At 71.3% G+C, this 18880-nt stretch carries 19 protein-coding genes; 4 read left to right on the forward strand and 15 right to left on the reverse strand.

Annotation, left to right across the window (positions count from 1 at the left end; translation table 11 throughout):
* Window positions 1-56 precede the first annotated feature (56 nt).
* The 6 genes from ACWCRA_RS11145 to ACWCRA_RS11170 form a co-directional block, all read right to left on the reverse strand.
* Window positions 57-1298, reverse strand: a complete 1242-nt coding sequence (locus ACWCRA_RS11145; RefSeq protein WP_351544847.1) for a hypothetical protein — start codon at window positions 1296-1298, stop codon at window positions 57-59.
* Between the two features lie 270 nt (window positions 1299-1568).
* Window positions 1569-2057, reverse strand: a complete 489-nt coding sequence (locus ACWCRA_RS11150; RefSeq protein WP_451067289.1) for a hypothetical protein — start codon at window positions 2055-2057, stop codon at window positions 1569-1571.
* Complete coding sequence (locus ACWCRA_RS11155) at window positions 2044-2550, reverse strand: SigE family RNA polymerase sigma factor (protein ID WP_351550760.1); 507 nt, start codon at window positions 2548-2550, stop codon at window positions 2044-2046. The genes ACWCRA_RS11150 and ACWCRA_RS11155 overlap by 14 nt, the downstream gene beginning before the upstream one ends.
* A 96-nt stretch (window positions 2551-2646) precedes the next feature.
* Window positions 2647-4068, reverse strand: a complete 1422-nt coding sequence (locus ACWCRA_RS11160; protein ID WP_351550757.1) for a DUF2252 domain-containing protein — start codon at window positions 4066-4068, stop codon at window positions 2647-2649.
* 152 nt (window positions 4069-4220) lie between these two features.
* Entirely contained in the window at window positions 4221-4811 is a 591-nt protein-coding gene (locus ACWCRA_RS11165) for a lytic polysaccharide monooxygenase auxiliary activity family 9 protein (protein WP_351550754.1), read from the reverse strand.
* 298 nt (window positions 4812-5109) lie between these two features.
* Window positions 5110-5442, reverse strand: a complete 333-nt coding sequence (locus tag ACWCRA_RS11170) for a cupin domain-containing protein (protein WP_351550751.1) — start codon at window positions 5440-5442, stop codon at window positions 5110-5112.
* Between the two features lie 71 nt (window positions 5443-5513).
* Here ACWCRA_RS11170 and ACWCRA_RS11175 point away from each other — a divergent pair, with 71 nt between their 5' ends.
* Window positions 5514-6464 (forward strand): helix-turn-helix domain-containing protein, encoded by a 951-nt coding sequence (locus ACWCRA_RS11175; protein WP_451067290.1) that lies wholly within the window; start codon window positions 5514-5516, stop codon window positions 6462-6464.
* Between the two features lie 468 nt (window positions 6465-6932).
* Here ACWCRA_RS11175 and ACWCRA_RS11180 read toward each other — a convergent pair whose 3' ends face one another.
* The 9 genes from ACWCRA_RS11180 to ACWCRA_RS11220 form a co-directional block, all read right to left on the reverse strand.
* Window positions 6933-8009 (reverse strand): hypothetical protein, encoded by a 1077-nt coding sequence (locus tag ACWCRA_RS11180; protein WP_451067291.1) that lies wholly within the window; start codon window positions 8007-8009, stop codon window positions 6933-6935.
* A gap of 534 nt (window positions 8010-8543) precedes the next feature.
* Window positions 8544-9137: a histidine phosphatase family protein gene (locus ACWCRA_RS11185; RefSeq protein ID WP_451067292.1), complete on the reverse strand. Its 594-nt coding sequence runs from the start codon at window positions 9135-9137 to the stop codon at window positions 8544-8546.
* On the reverse strand, window positions 9130-9891 hold the full coding sequence (locus ACWCRA_RS11190) for an SDR family NAD(P)-dependent oxidoreductase (protein ID WP_451067293.1): 762 nt from the start codon (window positions 9889-9891) through the stop codon (window positions 9130-9132). Before ACWCRA_RS11190 ends, ACWCRA_RS11185 begins: the two co-directional genes overlap by 8 nt.
* Window positions 9876-11012: a hypothetical protein gene (locus ACWCRA_RS11195; protein ID WP_451067294.1), complete on the reverse strand. Its 1137-nt coding sequence runs from the start codon at window positions 11010-11012 to the stop codon at window positions 9876-9878. The genes ACWCRA_RS11190 and ACWCRA_RS11195 overlap by 16 nt, the downstream gene beginning before the upstream one ends.
* Window positions 11009-12121, reverse strand: coding sequence for a glycosyltransferase family 9 protein (locus ACWCRA_RS11200; RefSeq protein WP_451067295.1), 1113 nt, complete (start codon window positions 12119-12121; stop codon window positions 11009-11011). The genes ACWCRA_RS11195 and ACWCRA_RS11200 overlap by 4 nt, the downstream gene beginning before the upstream one ends.
* 41 nt (window positions 12122-12162) lie before the next feature.
* Window positions 12163-12738, reverse strand: coding sequence for a phosphoribosyltransferase (locus ACWCRA_RS11205; RefSeq protein ID WP_451067296.1), 576 nt, complete (start codon window positions 12736-12738; stop codon window positions 12163-12165).
* Window positions 12739-12782: 44 nt separating this feature from the next.
* A complete protein-coding gene (locus ACWCRA_RS11210; protein WP_451067297.1) occupies window positions 12783-14582 on the reverse strand; it encodes a DUF4254 domain-containing protein in 1800 nt (599 codons plus the stop codon).
* Window positions 14579-15226 carry a hypothetical protein gene (locus ACWCRA_RS11215; protein WP_351550726.1) on the reverse strand — a complete coding sequence of 216 codons (648 nt, stop codon included), beginning with the start codon at window positions 15224-15226 and terminating at the stop codon, window positions 14579-14581. Before ACWCRA_RS11215 ends, ACWCRA_RS11210 begins: the two co-directional genes overlap by 4 nt.
* A gap of 3 nt (window positions 15227-15229) precedes the next feature.
* Window positions 15230-15697, reverse strand: coding sequence for an NUDIX hydrolase (locus ACWCRA_RS11220; protein WP_351550724.1), 468 nt, complete (start codon window positions 15695-15697; stop codon window positions 15230-15232).
* A 271-nt stretch (window positions 15698-15968) separates the two neighbouring features.
* Here ACWCRA_RS11220 and ACWCRA_RS11225 point away from each other — a divergent pair, with 271 nt between their 5' ends.
* The 3 genes from ACWCRA_RS11225 to ACWCRA_RS11235 are packed head-to-tail and all read left to right on the forward strand — an operon-like array spanning window position 15969 to window position 18556.
* On the forward strand, window positions 15969-17042 hold the full coding sequence (locus tag ACWCRA_RS11225) for a helix-turn-helix domain-containing protein (RefSeq protein WP_451067298.1): 1074 nt from the start codon (window positions 15969-15971) through the stop codon (window positions 17040-17042).
* A 25-nt stretch (window positions 17043-17067) separates the two neighbouring features.
* Window positions 17068-17637, forward strand: a complete 570-nt coding sequence (locus ACWCRA_RS11230; RefSeq protein ID WP_351550718.1) for a cysteine hydrolase — start codon at window positions 17068-17070, stop codon at window positions 17635-17637.
* Between the two features lie 4 nt (window positions 17638-17641).
* Window positions 17642-18556, forward strand: coding sequence for an FAD-dependent oxidoreductase (locus ACWCRA_RS11235; RefSeq protein WP_351550715.1), 915 nt, complete (start codon window positions 17642-17644; stop codon window positions 18554-18556).
* The last annotated feature ends 324 nt before the right edge of the window (window positions 18557-18880 follow it).

The following is an 18880-nucleotide window of genomic DNA, read 5'->3' on the forward strand; positions in this document are numbered from 1 at the left end:
CCCCGTTCGGCAGCTTGTCCCCACTGTCCCGCGGCCCTCCCGCCGGGGCGGCGGCCTCAGATCGCGTACTTCCAGGACGTGAGCATATGGGCGCCGTACCAGCTCCCGAAGAGCGTCGCCGCGGTGAGCGAGACCACGACCGTACGGGTGCCGGCCCGCGCCAGCGCCTGCGCCAGGGGCACCAGGAAGAGCACGGCGGGGATCAGCAGCCGCAGCTTGGAGTGGTAGTAGTTGCTCTGCCCCAGGGTCAGGACGAGCACGGTGGTGCCGTAGACCAGCAGCGGCGGCCAGACACCGCGCCGCCAGGTGACGGCCGTGGCGCAGACCGCGAGGACGAGGAGGACGGCGGTGCTCAACGGCACCCAGTCGTCGCTCCGGAGGAAGGTCCCGCGCAGAAAGTCCACGAAGGCGGCGCCGTTGTCCCAGTGGGTGCCCCACCCCGCCTCCTGGATCACGAACCAGGCGTTGAGCTGCCCGGAGCGCTCCCCGACCCAGGCCAGATAGACGGGGGTGCCGGCGCAGGCCAGCACGACCGCGGCGATCGGGCGCCAGGCGAGATCGCGCCGGCGCCGCAGCTCCAGGAGGGCGGCCAGCGCCAGGGCGAGGGCCAGGGCGAGCGCGGCGGGCCGGGTGAGCCCGGTGAGGAAGGCGAGGACACCGGCGAGAAGCCAGCGCCGGCGGTGGGCGGCGAGCAGCGCCCCCGCCGCGAGCGCGAGGAACAGCGCCTCGCTGTACGCCATGAGGAAGGTCAGCGCCATCGGCTGCGCCCCCGCCAGCAGCACGATGCCGATCGTGGCGGTACGGGGCCCGTACAGCAGGGCCAGCAGACGGTGCACGGCGATGAGCGCGCCCAGCAGCGAGAGGTGTGCCACGACGATGGCGGCGATGCCGGTCTCCAGGCCGGTCAGTTGGTGCACGGACCGGGTGAGCAGCGGATAGAGCGGGAAGAACGCGAGGTTGTTGCCGGTCGGCTCGCCCGTCTCGGAGCGGGTGAGGCCCTGGGGGTAGCCGTCCTCGGCTATGGATATGTAGAGGTGTCCGTCCCAGGCCTGGAGCCGCTCCCGCAGCGGCGGACCGCCCGGACCGCCCATCAGGGCGAGGATCACCAGATGGATCGTGGTGCTCACGGCGTGGACCGCCAGCGCCGTGCCCGCCGTGCGGGCGAGGACATCCCACCGCCGGGCGGGGAAGCCCGCACGGGAACCCGCGAGGAAACGCGCGCCCGTCCGCTTCCGGGTACGGGGGACGGAGACGGCGGCCGGGGGCGGACGGAGGTCGGTCTGTGTGTGGTTGGCCATCGGCTCCTCGCAAGGTCAGTATCTGATGGCCTTACGCCCGGGGCCGGGGCCGGGGTTGACCGAGTGAGAGATGTGTCACTGTGGCCCGCCCCTGCTCGGAGGGGGCCTCCAGGCCGTCTCTTTCGGATCGTGCCGGGCTCGCGAGCCCTGGTGCCGCGCCTTGCCGCGTTGTCGTCGGTCGCCGGTGCTCCGCGTGGGCTCCCTCCTCCGCCTCGCGATCCCCGGCACCGGACCCCGCTCACCGGTCCGGCCCGATCCGAAAGAAACTCCCTAGGGCAGCGGGCCGCGCTCGGGGACGGCCGGCTCGCCCGGCCCGGTGGTGACCGGGCCCGTCGCGTCCGGGAGGGCCGGGGCTCCGGCGTCCCCCCGGGGGGACGCCGGAGCCCCGGTGGGGTCCTGCCCCGGCTCGCGGAAGGCAGTCGTGGCCGGTGGCCGGGAGACGGAGAGACTCCGGGACGGAGCCGGGGCGGGACCGCTCGTCGGGACGGCCGTCGGGGTGCTCGTCGAGGCCGGCACGCTCGCGGGCACGGCGGGCGGCACCGGCTCGGGCTCCCCGCCGCCCGCCAGCAGCGTCACCGCCAGCGACACGGCTGCCGTCAGCCCGCCCGCCCCCGCCGCCACCGTCAGCAGCCGCCGGCGCCGGTGGCCGCGCCGCGCCCGGTCGGTGATCCCGGGTACGTCCATGGGCCGCACCCGCTCCGCCGCCTGATCCGCGGCCTGCCGCAGCTCGGCCGCCAGCCGGCTGTCAAGGTCGGACATCATGGCTCTCCCCGGTGAGCGAAGGATGGTCGAGGCTGTCGGCGAGCCTGGTCCGGGCCCGTGACAGATGGGTCTTGACGGTGCCGGGCGACAGCCGTGTCTCGGCCGCTATCTGCTCCACGGACAGATCGCAGACATAGAACAGCGCGGCGCACTGCCGCTGCCGGGGCGGCATCCGGCGCAGCGCCCGCTCCACATCGACCATCCCCGGCTCCGGCCCCCCGCTGGTCTCCGGATCGGTGCGCCGGCTCCACGCGCGCTGCCCCCGCACCACCCGCCGCCACCGGCTCACCGCGAGCCGCCAGGCCACCGTCCGCACCCAGGCCTCGGGACCGAGATCCCGCTCCAGCTGCCGGCGCCGCCCCCAGGCCCGTACGAAAGCCTCCTGCACCACGTCCTGGGCCTCGTGGAAATCGCCGGTCATCACATACAGCTGGCCCGTGAGCCGGTGGACCGAACGCCGGTAGAACTCGGCGAACTCCTCCTCGGTCAAGCGTCGGCTCTCCTCGTGCGTCTTCCGGATACCCGGGAGACGGTACGCCCGGCCACCCCGCCCCGCGCCGGGCGGGGGCGGGACCGGTGCGCGCGGTCAGGCGGCCGTCGCGGTGACCCTGCCCTCGCGCACCGCCGCCAGCAGCGCCGCGTGGTCGCGCTCGTTCTGGTCGGCGTAGCTCTCCGCGAACCGGGCCAGCGCCCGGTCGAGGACATCGCCGGAGCCCAGATAGGCGGCGATGGCGATCCGGTCACCGGAGCGGGCGTGCGCCCGGGCCAGGGTCGCCCCGCAGAGCTCGCCGAAGATCCGCATGCCCTTCGGGACCATGATCTGCGGCTCGACGATGCCCTTCCAGTCGTGGAGCTGGCGCACATAGAAGTCCCGCCGCCGGCCGTCGAGCCCCTGGACCCGGTCCCAGCCGAGGAACACATCGCCGACGGCCTGCATCAGCCGCTGCCCGGCGACCACCCGCCGGCCCTGGTTGTCGTAGGCGCTCTCGCCGGTGTATTCGGCGAGCACCGAGTGATCGGCCTCCTTGGCCTGGAGGATCAGCGGGTCCTGGTCGTCCTTGCCGAGGAGCAGCAGAATCCAGCAGCGGGTCCCCACACTGCCCACGCCCACCACCTTGCGGGCGATGTCGGCGACCCGGTACTGCCGGAGCAGATGCTTCCGCTCGGTGGTCAGGCTCCGGGCGTACCGGTCGACGAGCCCGTGCAGCTCCGCGACGAACCGGTCCCGCTCGCCGCCGTGCAGCAGCTCCCCGACCGGGACGACCAGCGGCGGGTCGGGGGCGAACCGGCGCTCGCCGTCCTCCAGGCGGGTGAGCTTGGTGAACGCCTTGAGGCTGTCCCGGGTGCGGGCCTTCGCCATGGCGTCGGAGAGGCGCCGGTTGCCGCGCGCGCCGAGCCGCCGGCCGGCCACGGTCCGCAGCTCCTCCATGTCGGCCCGGTCGTACCAGACCTCCAGATTGCCCATTCCGGCGTACGCCCGCATACGCGTCCGGTAGGACCGCACGGTCGCGCGGACGATCCGGGCCCGTACCTCCGCCGGGTAGCCGTTCTCGCGGCCGGCGATGACCAGACTGGCGGCGAGCCGCTTCAGATCCCACTCCCAGGGGCCCGGCAGGGTCTCGTCGAAGTCGTTGATGTCGAAGACCAGCCGGCGCTCGGGGGAGCCGAGGAGCCGGAAGTTCAGCAGATGGGCGTCGCCGCAGAGCTGGGCGGTGAGGCCGGTGTCCGGGGTGGTGGAGAGATCGCCCGCCATGATCGCGGCGGCGCCCCGGTAGAAGCGGAACGGGGACTCGGTCATCCGCCCGTACCGGATGGGGACCAGCTCCGGGACGCGTACGGCCGACTGCGCCTCGATCACGTCGACCGGGTCGCGCCGGCCGGCCCCGGGGGAGAAGTCGCCGTGCCCGGACCTCGGGGCGGCCCGGCGCGCGGCCCGGCCCCGCTCGGCCCGCTCCCGGGGTGTGGGGTGCTCTCTGCTCCTGCCGGAGCCCCCGCTGCCCTTGGCCATGGGAGCCCACCTCCGTCCGAGCGCGCGCGGCTGCCCCCGCCTGCCATTATCCGGCGCGGGGCGGCGCGCGCACCCGGGAACGGCGCGCGGCCGGTCACACGACTGGCCGTGTGACCGGCCGCGCGGGGTTCACCGGGGCATGCCGGGCGGGGTCAGAACCGCACGTCCGAGCAGGCGTAGAAGGCGTTCTCCGTGTTGGAGACATTCCAGACGCCGAGGATCAGATGCTTGCCGGACTTGCGGGGCAGGGTGCCCGAGTGGCTGACGGTGGAGTCCGGCCGCGCACCGCCGAAGGGCACGGTGAGGAAGGGCTGCGGCTCCAGATCGGCCCGGGTGAGCGGCTTGCGGGGGTCGTAGCCGTCCTTGGTGATGTAGTAGCGGAAGTCGGAGGTGTTGTGCCGGGCGGTGATCCGCCAGGTGAAGGTGTGGCTCTGACCGCCGCTGAGCTGCGTGGCGGGCCAGGCGCCGCCGCGCGGGTCGTCCAGCTCGGAGAACCGCCCGTTGCCACCGGCACAGATGGCCCCGTCGACGGGCCCGCGCCCGGGGAACCCCTTGGGCCCCTCGACGCTCGGCGGCTCCCACTGGATCTGACCGCAGTTGCTCACGGTGCCGTTGCCGCAGAGCTGCTGACGGCTGATGGGCGAGTCGGTGTAGCCGTGGCCCTGGGCGCTGCCGGAGGTGGCGAGCAGCGAGACCCCGGCGATACCGAGGCCGAGCAGGGCTGAGGTGATCTTTCTGCGCATACGTCGCTCCTGGGGTGCGTGGGGGGATGCCAGGCTGGCGCAGTTCAGGTCTAGACCAAGTGCGAGGCTAGTGCGGTGCCGGAGGCCTGTCCATACGGCAACGGGGGTGTGTGCGGGTGGAGTTGGCTGGGGCGGGGTTGGCGCGGGCGGCTGGTGCTTGGACGGATGCGGGATGCGGGATGCGGGGCGCGGGGGCCGGGGACGGCGCACGCGGCACCAGCCCGTGCCCCGTGCCCCGTACGCCGTACCCCGCATCCCCCATCCCCGGGGCCCTGTTCTCCGTACCCCCGACGGCCGGTCACCCCTCCGGATAGAAGAGGAACAGCGTGCAGCCCGTCGCCGTCTGCGGGATGTGCGAGGAGCCCGCGGGGGCGTGGATGAAGGAGCCGGCGGGATAGTCCCGGTAGCCGTCGTTGAAGACACCGGAGACCACGAAGACCTCCTCCGGCCCGGGTTCATGGACATCGACCCCCTGCCACCGGGCCCCCGGGTCCATCTCCAGCACATGGGCGGTCGCCCCCTCGTCCCCGCGCCACAGGGTGCGCAGACGGATACCCGGGAAGAGCTCGCGCGCCTCGGCGTCCCGGACGGCGGCCCACACATAACCGGCGGTGCTCTGCTCTGTCGTCATGCGGTCCAGCCTCGCCGCCGGGCGCCGTCCCACCGAGTGTCGGAAAAGACATCCTGCGGTACTTTCCTGCCATGCATCGAGTGGTGGCCCTCGTCCATCCGCCGCAGTCGACGTTCGAACTCGCCTGCGCGGCGGAGGTGTTCGGGATCGAACGGCCCGGACTTCCCGTGCGGTACGCCTTCGGGGTGTGCGCCGAACACCCCGGTCCGGTCCCCACGCCCGCCGGGTACGACATGCTCGTCACGGACGGCCTGGACGCGCTGGACCGGGCGGACACCGTGGTCGTACCGGGATGGCTGCCCATCGGGGAGCCGCCCTCGCCCGCGGTCCTCCGCGCCCTGCTCCGGGCGCACGCCCGCGGGGCCCGGGTGGTCAGCATCTGCTCCGGCGCCGCGGTCCCGGCCCGCGCGGGCCTGCTGGACGGGCGCCGGGCGACCACGCACTGGGCGCTGGCCGAGGAGTTCGCGACGCGCTTCCCGGCCGTCCGCCTCGACCCGGACGTGCTGTACGTGGACCACGGCGACGTCGCCACCAGCGCGGGCGCCGGAGCCGGCATCGACCTCTGTCTGCATCTCGTCCGCCGGGACCAGGGCGCCCGGTACGCCGCACAGGTCGCCCGGAACATGGTCATGCCGCCGCACCGCGAGGGCGGCCAGCTCCAGTACGCGGCGCCGCCGCACCCCGCCCAGATCGACGGCACGCTCGCCCCGCTGCTGGAGTGGGCCACCGGGAGGCTCGGCGAGGAACTGACCCTCACCGGCCTGGCCGCCCGCGCCGGCGTCTCGCCGCGCACCCTGGCCCGCCGGTTCACCGACCAGCTCGGCACCAGCCCCGGCCAGTGGCTCCTCGCCCAGCGGATCACCGCGGCCCGGGAACTGCTGGAGACCTCCGACCTCCCCGTGGAGGCCGTGGCCCGCCGCACCGGCCTCTCCTCGGCCACCAACCTCCGCCGCCGCTTCCTCACCACCCTGGGCACCACCCCGGGCGCCTACCGCCGCGCCTTCCGCACCGGACCGCACTGACCTCTGCGGCGCCGGGCCCTCCGCACGCGAGTGCCCGGTGAGGCACTGGCGGAGGATACGAGATGCGAACTCGTGAGGGGTTGCCCCGAACACCCTTTCCAAATGTTCGTACGGGGGGCCGGTGGGGGTCGTGGGCGTCCTGATCGGCGGTGGAGGGTGGAGCGTTCGCGGTGGCCCCGCCCGAACGGGCCCGGACGGGGGCGAATAAGACCAGAACTGAGACCAGGCTCAGGTCGACCTGATCACTCGATTGCGCGTGGGCTTGATCGCTAGGTGTGGCGCTGCTGGCGGGCGAGGTGTGGTAGTCCGGTCGTTCGGGCCCGCGCACTCCACGTGAGCACGGTGACCACCTGCCGGAACCACTGAGTACGGCACCCCCGCCGCTATTGGGTCAGCACAGCAGGCGCATCGCACCTGGTCCCTTGCCACTGCAACTCCTCTTCAGCTGGCGTTTCCGTCCTGCGGGTGCTAAGCCGTCTCGACGTCCAGGTCCAGTGAATCCTGCTCCACGGCGAGGTAGGTATCTGCCGTCGCAGCCTCAAGGAATCCGTCCTCCGACGGCGACGTGAGGCGCGGTGTGATGGAGATGAGCGCCTCCCAGGGGCTGGCATCACCCGCAGCGAATCCACGCCGAGCAGCCTGGCCGAAATCGTCTCGGTATCGCTCTCGATGGCTGCGCACTCGCTCGTCTCGCTCTGCTATGTGTCTCTTGTATTGCCGCTCACTCGCATCGCTGGGTGCCGTTGCGACAAGGTCCGTGCGTATGACAGGGAGTGGCTGCAGTGTTGAGTACACGTCGGTCATGGCCGAGGTCTCCTGGATCTCCGCGACCATCCTTCTGTCCATCTCCGCCAGCTCCCGGCAGGCCCCGAAGAGACGTCGGGACATGCCGATCATCAGATCGGTGCCCGGAAGCCTTCCTGCCAGCATGTCGACACCGTCCCCTCTCGTGATGGCGGGGCCCGTCGCTCCGCTGTCGAGTCGATGCCGCAGGTCGGCTGTCTCATCGTCGCTTTCGAGGAGGTGGACAAGGCTCCCCGTTCGGCGCCGAGAATTACCAGTTCGTCGGCCGCCCACGGCTGCGAGCTTCAGACTGCCCGGAGGGAGGGACACCAGGGCGAGGTACAACAGCATGCGAGCACGCGCGAGCTCCACTAGCGCGTCGTTGTCGTGCTCCAGTGCGTCATCCATCTGCTCAGAGGAATCGCCGCTCTCTGGGAGGGAGAGACCGCTCTCGATGTCGATCATCATGAAGAGCCGCTGTTGCAGGCTCGTACCGCAGAGAACTTTTTGGTGCCTCACCGGCACGAGAGGGCCCACATCCAGCTGCCGGGCACCCTTTCGGCGGCTGCTCGCACCAAGGGTGCGGCCCCCCTTCGCCTCCACCAGCCAGAGATCAGTTGTCAACGGGTGGGTGCCAAAGAGGTCGGGCAGACTCTTGCGCTTTTGCCAGCCAGGCAGCGCGCCAGGGGGTATGGCGCTCTCGGCATGGGTCGTCGGGCCGAGACCCATAAGCCCTCTGCAGGCCCACTCTGCCATCGTCATGCCGACGTGGTAGCCAAAGGCGGAACGGGTCGAGCTCTCGGTCCCGTGTGTGTATACGACGCTTGGTACAACAGCGTGGCCCGAGCCGTGTTGGTGCGCTGTGGCCCCACTTCGGATCAGGTAGGCGGCGAGCGGGTAGCGCCGTGCAGCGATCTCGCGGCGGGCGAGTCGGGGGACAGCAGTGATCCACGGCGCGATATCCCGGCCCACAGTGGTGGCAGCGTCCAGTACGTCACGCCACGTCGTGGTCACTAGGTAGTCGCCGTCGGGTGGCATGTTCGCGGGCGTCGGCCATGCTTGGTCGGCTTGGGACACCGTTTGCGGCTTCGGGCGCGGCGCTGGCTCCAAGGGCGAGCTCCGTCGTACGAACACGGGGATGTCGAAGGCATCGGGCGCTGACAGAGTGATGTCGGCGGCCCCTTGTGGCGGCAGCATCCGAGCACTGTGTCAGAGAGGTCTGACACTGCCCTTCGGAGTTGAACAGTTCTTACTTCTTGAATGTGATGGGCGCTGGTGCTGCCAGATACAGGCCATTCATCGTTCAGGTTGGTGAAGGCCAGGTGTGTCTCTTGGATGGGCGGGCAGAAGTCGGAGCTCAGTAAACTGCCAAGGCGTTTTCGCGGCGGTGACGAAAGCGGCGGGGCCTTCTGAGAGGTGTGTGAGGACGCCCAGGAGGAGCGTGTGGGAGACGGCCAAGAGGGGGCCGTGGCGCCCGGCGGTGTGGTGGAGGAAGGCGGCGCAGTGGCGGGCGCGGGTGTGGAGGTCGGTGAGGCTTTCGCCGTCTTCGCAGCGTAGGGAGGGGTTGGCGAGGCGGCGGGCTCGCCAGGCGCGGTAGGCCGGCGGGTAGGTCTCGGCGGTTCGGCCGAGGACGATGCTCGGGGCGCGCCATTCGGCCAAGAGGCCGGAGACGGCCACGATCGGCAGGCCCGTGAGGTGCGAGACGAGGGTGGCGGTCTGGCGGGCGCGGGGAACCGGGCTGGTGACGATCGCGGTGATGCCGTCGGGGAGGGGGAGGGAGCGGCGTACCTGGTCGCTGCCCTCCTGCGTGAGGGCGGCATCGTGCGGGGCGTGGTGGCCGGGGCGGTGGCCTTCGTAGGCGCCGTGGCGCATGAGCCAGATGTCAGCCAAGGACCCAGCCCCCGTCCACGCGCAGGGTCTGGCCGGTGATGAAGCCGGCGTCGTCGGTGGCGAGGAAGGCGACGGCGGCGGCGACGTCGTCCGGGCGGCCCCGGCGCTGCACGCACTGGCGGGCGAGTTGGCGGACGGTCATGGCCTCGGGGTCGTCGACGACCGTGTCCTCAGCGGGGACACGGATGGAACCCGGGGCGACGCAGTTGGTGGTGATGCCGGCGGGGCCGAGTTCGCGGGCGAGGGCGCGGGTGAGTCCTTCGAGGCCGGCCTTGGCGCTGATGTAGCCGGCGAGGTCGTGGCGGCCTGCCGTGGCGAGGACGGAGCCGATCGTGATCATCCGGCCCCAGCCGGCGGCCGTCATGGCGGGGGTGAGCTCGTGGGCGAGGAGGTAGTGGCTGGTCAGGTTGGTGGCCAGGGCATCGTCCCAATGGGTGGGCGTCATCTCGGGCCAGGGGCGGCGAGGGTAGGCGCCGGCGTTGCTGACCAGGATGCCGATCGGGCCGAGCCGGTCGTGGGCCTGGTGGCAGAGGGCGGCTACGGACTCGGCGTCGCGGAGGTCGGCTCCCAGGGGGATCGCGGTGCCGCCGCTGTCGGTGATGTGGGTGGCGAGCTCGGCTGCGGCCCGGTCGTCGTCGAGGTGCGCTAGGGCGACGGTGGCACCGTCTGCGGCGAGGCGGCGGGCAATGGCCGAGCCGAGGCCGCCGGTGGCTCCGGTGACCAGGGCGGTGTGGCCGTTCAGGGGGCCGGGCATGGCGACTCCAGCGGGCAGAAGTAGGAGGTGGGGTTGAAGGCAGGACTCATGGCCTCGGCGAGCCGGGCGAGGAGGGCGAGCCGGTCCTCGGGGGCCAGGTCGGCCAGGTTGTAGACGCCGAGGATGCGCATGGCCAGGTAGGGGCGGAGGAGGTTCGCCAGGTCCTCACCGGGCCAGAGGCGGTCGGCGACCGGCCGTACGAGCTGGTTCCAGTACGCGGTCACGGCGGCTCGCCGGGGCGTCGAGAGACGCGGGGCGTAGTTGATGTGGATGGTGCTGGTGGTGTGGTCGACGTCTGCTCGCCGGATCTTCGCGGTGTTGGCCGGGACATGGTCGAAGGTGGCGGGGTGGTCGGCGAAGGCAGTCGGGTTGTGCGTGGGGACGAGCCAGCCGCCGAGGGTGGAGGCGTACCAGAGGAAGTTGGCGAACTCGCCGGGGATGCTGTTCATCCCGGCGGTGTCATAGTCGAACCAGGCGAGCGGGTGGGCGAGATTGACGTCGGTGGGGTCGCCCTGGGTGAGGGCCGCCCAGACCGGCTCGCTCGTGGCGAAGTGGGCACGCAGCCGGCGGAGGGTGGCGGCCCAGCCGAGGCGGTGCCGACGGCCGTTGATGTTCAGGGCGTAGGTGTCGAGGCGGGAGACCGGGATGTCGATGAGGCCATCGGCCATCAGGAAGTCCTTCCCGGCGTAGTACGTGTCGAGTCGGCCACCGGGGGCCGCACGGTCCCAGTACAGCTTGCGGACGACGTGCGCCGGATCGGCCGACCATGCCGTCGTGAGGATGACCTCGCGGTACGCGGACGTGAGTTGGTCCATGTAGATGTGGAGGTCGTCGCTCGGCTCGTCCGCGTTGAGGAGGTCGAGCAGGAGGCCCTGGTCGGTGCCGCCCGGGAGGCGTTCGTACGCGAGGAGGTACCCGCCCGGCACGCGCAGGTGGGCGTGCCGGGCAGGGACGCGGTAGCGCCGGGCCAAGTGGGCGTGGCCGCGGATCTCCTCACGGGCCTCGGCCACATCGCGGGTGTACTTCAGGAGCAGCGGGCGGCCGAGGAGGTCGACGGGGCGGAGCAGATTGCGGGTGAAGCGCCGTACCGGACCGAGCCGAAGGGGTGGCTGGAAGGTCATCGCCTCACCTTGGTAAGCAGTTCGAGGCCGACCTGTGCCAGAGCGGTGGGCGGGAAGGCGTCCATGTGAACGTCCGTGTCCGGGGTGATGGCGTCGCGGACGGGGCAGAGGTCGCCCTGGTGCATGCGGTCGGACAGGTCGGTGGCGACGGCGTGGTGGTGCGGCATGCCGGTGCGCCACTTGCTGTGGCTGTGGCGCGCGTACAGGCCGATGACCGGTGGGCTGCCGCCGTCCCGGTCGCGGGCCATCGCGGCGAGGTGGGTGAGACCGGTGTCGTTGCCGACGATGAGGTGGCAGTGCGGGAAGAGGTCGGCGAGGTGATCGGCCGGCATCCCGTCGAGGCGGAGGACCTGCACATGGCGCCGGGGAGCCTCCGCGGTGACGCGGAGGTCGTCGCCCGGGTTGCCGCCGATGAGCAGCAGCCGGGCCTGGGTCTGTCGGGCCTCGGCGATGTGCTCGGCCAGGGTGATGTAGCGCCGCGCGGTGTAGTCCTTGCGCTCCGGCCAACTGGTGGCGGTGATGGCGGCGATGTTCAGACCGCCGAGCCAGCCCGCCGAGCGCAGTTCCTCCACGAGGTCGTTCGGCCCGGTCGCGAGGGTGGGAGCGAAAGGGGTCGTGCCGGGCAGGCGAATACCGAGGCGGCGCTCCGGCGCCAGGTAGTGGCGGGCGGGCAGATTTGGGTGGGCGCGGCCGTCGGTCGACCAGCAGGGTGGGGCGGCCGGGTCGAGCACCAGGCGCACCGCCGCCGTCGAGCCGTGTGCCTCGATTCCCGCGCGGTCACCGATCACGGCCCGATGGCCGTTCGGCGCGGTTGCCTGGGGCCGCGTGATCAGCCCGGTGCGGGCGATCAACCCCGCGTACGGACCGACTGCCCGGACGGCCACGCGAACCGAGCGCAGCCGCAACCAGTCGAGGATCGCGCGGACCCCCGACAGTGCCAGGAGGGTGTCGCCGAGCTTCCCCTCGAAAGCCGCCACGACCTCGCCGCACCCGCTCAGGCGGTGGACGAGCTCGGCGGAAGCGGCAAGCGGGAGCGGTGCGCCGACGGGAACGCTGTCACGGTCGTATCCGAGCGGGGTGGTGTGGACGGCCCCGGCGGGGATGACCACGGAACCGTGGTGGAACCGGATCCCTGCCGGGGCGACCGCGGTCACGCCGGGCCTTCGATCGTGGTGAGCGAGACCAGGGGCAGACCGAGGTCGGTGAGCAGGTTGCGAGCTCCGCGGGTGGGGTCCTCCACCAGGCAGGCCGCCGCCAGCGGGACGGCGCCCGCCTCGCGGAGGTGGTGGGTGAGGTCGGCCAGGGTCCGGCCGGTGGTGATCTCGTCGTCCACGATGACGATGCGCTGCCCGGGGGCGATGCCGTACGCGAAGACGTCGGTGCGCATCGCGTGGGGCTCGCTGAAGCGGACCGCGCCGTCGAGGGGAAGGTGAAGCTTCCAGGCGATCTTGTACGGGAGATGGGCGGCGCCGGCGAGGGAGACGGTCGGCAGGATGCCGCCGGCGTCCAGGCCGAGGAGGAAGTCCACGGAGCCGAGTCCGTCCGGCACCTGCTCCTGGAGCAGACGCCACAGGTCGGCTCCGGTGTTGGCGAGGGTGTCGGGGTGAACCGGGTCCTCCAGGCCGTCCAGGGAGTGGATGACGCGCTCGCGGCGGCTCGTGGCCCCGACGCTGAGGCGCTCGACGATCCGGGCGGAGAAGGACGGCGTGGTGATGGTTTCGGGCATGGCGAAGCTCCTGTTGGAGGGAGAAGGATGAAGGGGGAGGCTGTTCAGGCGGCGAGCTGGATGGCGTACCAGGTGAGGAACTGGTCGACGGCCGTGACGACGGGCTTGAAGGCACGGTCGGTGTCGCCGTCGCGCCAGGCGCTGGAGATCTCGGCCAGGGAGGGCACCGAGAGGTTGACCAGGCCCGGCATGCGGGAGGCCGCGGTGAGGATCCGGTCGGGTCCGGACTCCCACTGGTTGTGTTCCCGGAGGAGGAGACGGCAGGCGAGCACGAGGTGCTTGTAGAGCTGCCGCAAGGTGGCCGGCCCCGCGTCGGCGCGCAGGCGGCGCATGGTGAGGATGACCTGGGGGAGTTCCCGGACAGCGGCGAGCGCGAGCTCGTCTCGGGTGATCGTCGGCAGTTTGAGGTCGGGTGCGGCGTGCAGGACGGGGCTGCCCTGCTGGAACTGGTGAAGGACGAACGCCAGGCGCGGGGTGAGGCGCCGGGCGGACAGCTCGCCGGGCGTGACGAGGGTGGGGCCGAGGGAGGCCGCGCCGTCCAGGGCGGTCCGGTACTGCTCCAGGGCCTTTTGGACCCGTCCGAGGGCCTCGTGTTCGGCGATGACGAGCAGGTCCAGGTCGGACCAGCCGGCGATCCAGCTGCCCTCGCCGGGGCTGCCGGTCAGGGCGACGAGCCGCACGCCGGGGCCGTATGCCCGTACAGCGTCGGTGAAGTCGGCCGTCGCCGAGGCGACCGCGGCCGGCAGGCCCAGCCCGTATGGGGTGGCCACACGCAGAGCCGTGACCGTCGGCGGGGCGGCGATGCGGCGCAGCCGTGAGCGAAGGGCGGCGATGCTTCCCGTGTTGTCGATGACGTGGTCGGCGAGCGCGGCGACCTGGTGGGCGCCACGGCTCATCTTGATCTCGTCCTTCGCGGCGACGGCCTGGGCCAGCGTCCCGGACCGTTCGACGCGTACGGCGAAGGAGGCATCCAGGTAGACGATCTGGAGCGTGTCGTCCATGAGCTGCTTGAGCTCGGCGATCGAGGCGTCGTCGTGGACGGATTCGATGGTGAACAGCCGTGTGTCGACGTGGGCGTCCGCGAAGCGGTTCAGCTCGCCGAGCAGCAGCTCGGCCTGCCGCCGGGCCGACAGCGCGTACGGGTCCGCAAGGCCCTCCCGGTGGGCAGCCTGCCGCAGCAGGAAGCCGATCTTGAAGCGCTGGGCACCGCACGTGCGCTGGACGAACTCGGCGCTGGTGCTCTTGCCGCACTCGCTCAGGCCACCGAAGGCGATGACCCGGCGCAGGTGCCGACTCGGTTTGACCTCGGCGGGGGCCGCGTCGGCCCGGCCGTACAACTTGAAGCGGGCCGGCACAGGGAGTCGACGGCGTCCGGCGACGACATCGCCGACCAGCGTGTCGAGGGCGGCGCACAGCTCCTCCCGCTGGCTGTGGAGGGCGGGGACGCGGCGGCGGGTCAGCTCGTCCCGGGCCGCCGCCCGCTCGCTGTGCCAGATCCGCAGCGTCAGCACCGACAGACGGTCGACGACGGAGGCGAGTGTCTCGGTATGCAGCGGTGCGTCGGCGCGGCCCGCATCCGCCAGCGAGCCGAGGACCTCGTCGGCCCGCTCGGCGAGCGCGTTGCGTTCGGCGTTGAGCTGATCGATTTCCCGCTTGCAGTCGGCGACCTGCGCGGCGGAGAGCAAGGTGCCGCGCACCCGGTCCTCGGTGCCCCACAGGTGCCCGTTGACGGTGTGGAGTCGGGTGACGGTGTCGTCCAGGCGATGTCGGTCCTTGTTCGGGAGCGTGGCTATGGCGCGGGCGAGGCCGGGCGGCAGGACCAGGGGCGGGGAGTTCTGGGTCACCGGGGACTCCCATCAGTGCGTGTACTGAGGTCAAGGCGATCGAGGATGTTGCTGTGTACGTCGTCCAGAGAGCGGTCCTCGCAATCCACGACCGTGTTGTACGCGCCGTGCGCGGTCTGGTGGAGCAGGACCGCGTGCAGCGACTTCTGATAGGCCGGGTAGATCCCGGTCCACGGGCGGCCCTCGCGAGCGCTCGTCATGGCGTAACTGCGCTCGGCGTCAAGGGACGGGAGCAGGAGAATCGAGGTCTCGGAGGCTGCGGCACGCGAACCGGCGATGCCCGTCACGGTCTTGAACGCCTCGCCGACCGTAAGACCGTCCTTGACCACGCAGGTCGCGGCGGCCACGGCGAGGAGCATGGGCAGGCCCCTATCCAGCAGCCCCGTACGCCCGTCCTCGCGGGCGGCGGCCCGCCTGGCGTGGCCGGCGAGCAGCATCTCGGTCAGCTCGACGGTCGTGGACGTCTCGAACCACCACCGGGCGTAGTCGTCGGCTGCCACCCGCGCCCACGCTTCGGGGTCGTGCTCGTGGACCGCGCCCAGCGGCTGGAAGCCGTCCCACCGCTCGGCCAGCCGTACCAGGTGGGTCGTCTTGCCGGCGTTGTCAGGGCCGTTGAGACTGACGAAGTCCGGGGCGGGCGTCATCGCTCACGCTTCGCGGATGGGGGTGTCGAGGACGGAGACGATCGCGTCCGTGTTGGCGGCGATGAACTCGGCCAGCTCCGGCGGCATCAGGTTCAGCTCACGGACGGCCTTGGCGGTGAACGGCACCCGGACCACGTCGTACCCACCCCGCTCCGGCTTGGCGAACTCCGTGCCCGTACGGGCGGCCAAGTCCATCGACTCCAGGCGCGCGGCGAAGATGTGCTGGACGCCGGCGCCGCCCTCCAGCTCGTCGGTGATCAGGTGGACGAGCTCGGCGCGCTCCAGCTTGCCGCCCAGCTCCTCGAACACCTCCCGGTGCAGCGCCGCCTCGATGGTCGCGTCGTCCGCCTCGACCCCTCCGCCGACGGTCACCCAGTACGGCTCCCTGCCCGGCTTGGTGCGCTTGATGAGGACGAGCTCGTCGCCGTCGACGAGGATGGCGCGGGCGTTGCGCTTGACGATGTCGGTCATGCCATTTGCTCCTTCTGGTGGTGATACCGGAGAGAACGGGCGGAGGGCCGCCTGGTGGCGGTGGACACCCCGGCTCGATGGACCCAGCATGGTGCAGGGCGATGGCGGGGTGTGACGTACGCGCTCTGCAGCAATGCCGCACTGCTGCTGAACGAGGCTGGCCAAGCTGGTCGTTTCGGCGTTCCACCGGGTGAGGACAGGGGGTACGACGGTGGTCACGGTGCAGCGATGGTCCGGTCGGGAAGCCCGGCTGTTACGCGACGCCCTGCGCATGAGCCTGCGGGATTTCGCTGCCTACCTGGGCGTCAGCGACCGGACGGTATCGAACTGGGAGGGCGGCGGAGCGAGGTACCAGCCTCGTGCCGAATCTCAGGCCGTCCTCGACACCGCGCTCGGTCGCGCGTCGGACGACGCGAAGGCCCGGTTCGCGGCGGCGCTGGGAATGAGTGACGCGGGTGCGTCCGTCGCAGGCCGGATCGAAATCGACTCACACAAGTTCCTGCCGGTCTTCATCGGCGTCGAGCGCTCCCGCCGGCTCCGCGCACACATGACACCGAGCGTGGACGACCAGTGGTTGGAGTCCTCATCGGCCCGTGTGGACCATCCTGAAGCGCAGGACTGTGTTCTGCACGTTCTCGCGTGCGGGGTGGCTGTCTTCCACCTCGTCCAGCCGCACGAGCCTGCCGCGCTCACCGACCTCGCCGTCTGGCGCTACCGCTCCTACGCCTCCGATCTGCCCTGGGCGCGAAACAAGCTCCGCGATCTCTTGGACGAAGACCACACCCGCGTCCCCAACCCGGAGTATGTCCTCTCCCTCTACTGGGTCACCTCCGGCCCGTGGGCGGGAGACGTCCACGACACCGCGCTGCGCTTGCTGTCCACGCCCTCGGTTCTCGTCGACCGTGGCGCCCCGGACGGGCCCGCACCCTTGGACGGCACGGTCGAGGAGTCGCTCCTCGCCACCGGCTTTGACCACCCGGACATCGTGTCCTTCGGCGTGCGCGGAGTCTCCACCGGCTACGCCGGCTGGTCCGGCGTCGCCTACGCCTCCCATGCCTGCGAGCGCAGCCTCAGCATCGACGAGCTGGTCGCCTGCGAGCTGACCGTCCAGGCCCTGTGGTGCTTCACGCGCCAGATCCAGCAGATGATCGAGGACGGCCAGGACCCCTCCATGCCCGAGCAGTACGGCTGGCGCTTCCTGCGCGCTGCCTACTCCCGGCTCACCACCGCCCGAGCCCAGGAGACCGCGCAGCACGTCCTGATGCGGGAGGCCATCATGAAGACCAGCGGACTGGCCGAACGGCTACGCGCCGCACAGGACGCTCTACGCGAGAGCGTCGGCTGAGAGCACTGGGCAGGAGAGACACCAGATGGACATCGGCAGTGCCGCGCTGGTCGTGATCGACATGCAGAACGGCTTCGTGAACCACCACAGCCGCCACGCCGTGCCAGCGGTCTCCGACCTGGCCGCCCAGTGGTCCGCCGCTGGCCGACCCGTGATCTTTACCCGGTACTTCAACTATCCGGACAGCCCCTACGAGCGCTTCTTCCAGTGGAGCCGACTCCAGGAACCGCCCGAGACCGACATCGTTCCCGAGCTCGCCGATGCTGCCGCCCACGCACACGCGGTCGTCGACAAGACCGGGTACACGCTCCTCACCCCGGAGGCCGCCGAACTGATCCGCCGGGCCGGCTGGACCGACCTCGTCTTCTGTGGGATCGCCACCGAGAGCTGCGTCCTGAAGTCCGCCGCCGACGCCTTCGAGCACGGCTACGCGCCGTGGATCGTTACCGACGCCTGCGCCAGCGACGCCGGCCCCGACGTCCATGACGCCGGACTCCTCGTCGCCCGCCGCCTGATCGGAACCGGCCAACTCGTCACCACCGAACACGTGATGGGGCAACTCACTGCGTACGCCGGGGCGCCGGTGCTGGAATAGCCTCATGGCCGACGCGCTGTACGACACCGATCTGATCATCATGGGTGGAGGCCCGGCCGGCTGCGCCGCTGCCCGCATGGCCGCCAGCGTCGGCCTGCGCTCGATTCTGGTCGAGCCGGACCGGCTGTGCCGCAACCTCTATCGGATCCCGGCACTGAACAACGTCCTCGGCGGCTACACCAGTGGCCCTGAGCTGGCCGACTCCATCGTCGCGGAGCTGAAGGGCACGGAGCTTTGCCGGCTCGAACTCGGTAGGCGCGTTACCGAGCTTCGTGCCGACGATGTCCACGTGACCGTCACGGTCGACACCGGCGTCCGTCTCACCGCTCCGTACGTCATCGCTGCCACCGGCGTCGGGCCCCTCCAACCCCGCGACGCCACCTGGATCACTGCCCCCGACGGCCTGACCCTGCCCCCGCTCTGGCAGGCCGAGGCGGACGACGCCGAGGGCCGGACACTCCTCGTCCTCGGCGGCGACCGCCCGATCGGCACTTTCCTGCGCGCCCACCCGGCCACCGGCACCCGTCTGCTCGTGGCGTACCCGGCGGTCGACGAATACAAGATCGAAGAGGTCCGCGAGGACCCCCGCGTCACGCCCCTCCCCGTCGAGCACCTGGCGCTTCGGCCCACAGAGGGCACAGGGGTGTCAGCGGAAGCGATGGGCCAGAGCGGCACCCTGCGGACGATCGTGGCGGATGCCGCCTACCTCAGCATCGGCAACGCCCCGACCGCCCCGTCCGGTGACCTGACCCGTGGGGTGGACGGGTACTGTCCGCCGGCTGACCAGCATCCCCGCGTCATCGTGGCCGGCGATCTCCGCTCCGCCCGCTTTCAGCGGATCATGACCGCCTTGGGTTCGGGGAGCGAGGCCGCACTGCATGCCTACTACGCGGCCAGAGAAGTGCTCACCAAGAGCTGAGGCCACCTTGACGGAATGACGCACCTCCGAGACCCGGTAGTCCGTCGGGTCGACGAATGTGCAGTCGTACCTGCCGTCCCCGGTCGACAAGAGCGTTTTGTTCTTATCAGTCCAGGTCGGTTCGAGGCGGTCCTGGTGTCGAGTTCGAGGCCATGCGGCGATCCCTTGCGGTGTGGAGATGACGGTGTCCATCCTGTAGGAGTCCCGACGGAGACCGCGGTGAACCGCGACACTGACCAGGTGCTGGGTGCCTGCTACAGCCGTTCCGGCCGGAGGATCGCGCGACATCCGGACCTGTTACCCACTGTGATGGCCCGGTAACTG

The sequence above is a fragment of the Streptomyces sp. NPDC001889 genome (assembly GCF_053594535.1).

Bases quoted from the DNA above. Each gene is read 5' to 3' on its own strand.
- ACWCRA_RS11170 (WP_351550751.1), bottom strand. From the start codon at position 5,442: ATGACGACAGAGCAGAGCACCGCCGGTTATGTGTGGGCCGCCGTCCGG.
- ACWCRA_RS11190 (WP_451067293.1), bottom strand. From the start codon at position 9,891: ATGCCCGGCCCCCTGAACGGCCACACCGCCCTGGTCACCGGAGCCACC.
- ACWCRA_RS11150 (WP_451067289.1), bottom strand. From the start codon at position 2,057: ATGTCCGACCTTGACAGCCGGCTGGCGGCCGAGCTGCGGCAGGCCGCG.
- ACWCRA_RS11230 (WP_351550718.1), top strand. From the start codon at position 17,068: ATGGACATCGGCAGTGCCGCGCTGGTCGTGATCGACATGCAGAACGGC.
- ACWCRA_RS11235 (WP_351550715.1), top strand. From the start codon at position 17,642: ATGGCCGACGCGCTGTACGACACCGATCTGATCATCATGGGTGGAGGC.
- ACWCRA_RS11220 (WP_351550724.1), bottom strand. From the start codon at position 15,697: ATGACCGACATCGTCAAGCGCAACGCCCGCGCCATCCTCGTCGACGGC.
- ACWCRA_RS11195 (WP_451067294.1), bottom strand. From the start codon at position 11,012: ATGACCTTCCAGCCACCCCTTCGGCTCGGTCCGGTACGGCGCTTCACC.
- ACWCRA_RS11165 (WP_351550754.1), bottom strand. From the start codon at position 4,811: ATGCGCAGAAAGATCACCTCAGCCCTGCTCGGCCTCGGTATCGCCGGG.
- ACWCRA_RS11225 (WP_451067298.1), top strand. From the start codon at position 15,969: ATGAGCCTGCGGGATTTCGCTGCCTACCTGGGCGTCAGCGACCGGACG.
- ACWCRA_RS11175 (WP_451067290.1), top strand. From the start codon at position 5,514: ATGCATCGAGTGGTGGCCCTCGTCCATCCGCCGCAGTCGACGTTCGAA.
- ACWCRA_RS11160 (WP_351550757.1), bottom strand. From the start codon at position 4,068: ATGGCCAAGGGCAGCGGGGGCTCCGGCAGGAGCAGAGAGCACCCCACA.
- ACWCRA_RS11205 (WP_451067296.1), bottom strand. From the start codon at position 12,738: ATGCCCGAAACCATCACCACGCCGTCCTTCTCCGCCCGGATCGTCGAG.
- ACWCRA_RS11180 (WP_451067291.1), bottom strand. From the start codon at position 8,009: ATGACGATGGCAGAGTGGGCCTGCAGAGGGCTTATGGGTCTCGGCCCG.
- ACWCRA_RS11215 (WP_351550726.1), bottom strand. From the start codon at position 15,226: ATGACGCCCGCCCCGGACTTCGTCAGTCTCAACGGCCCTGACAACGCC.
- ACWCRA_RS11145 (WP_351544847.1), bottom strand. From the start codon at position 1,298: ATGGCCAACCACACACAGACCGACCTCCGTCCGCCCCCGGCCGCCGTC.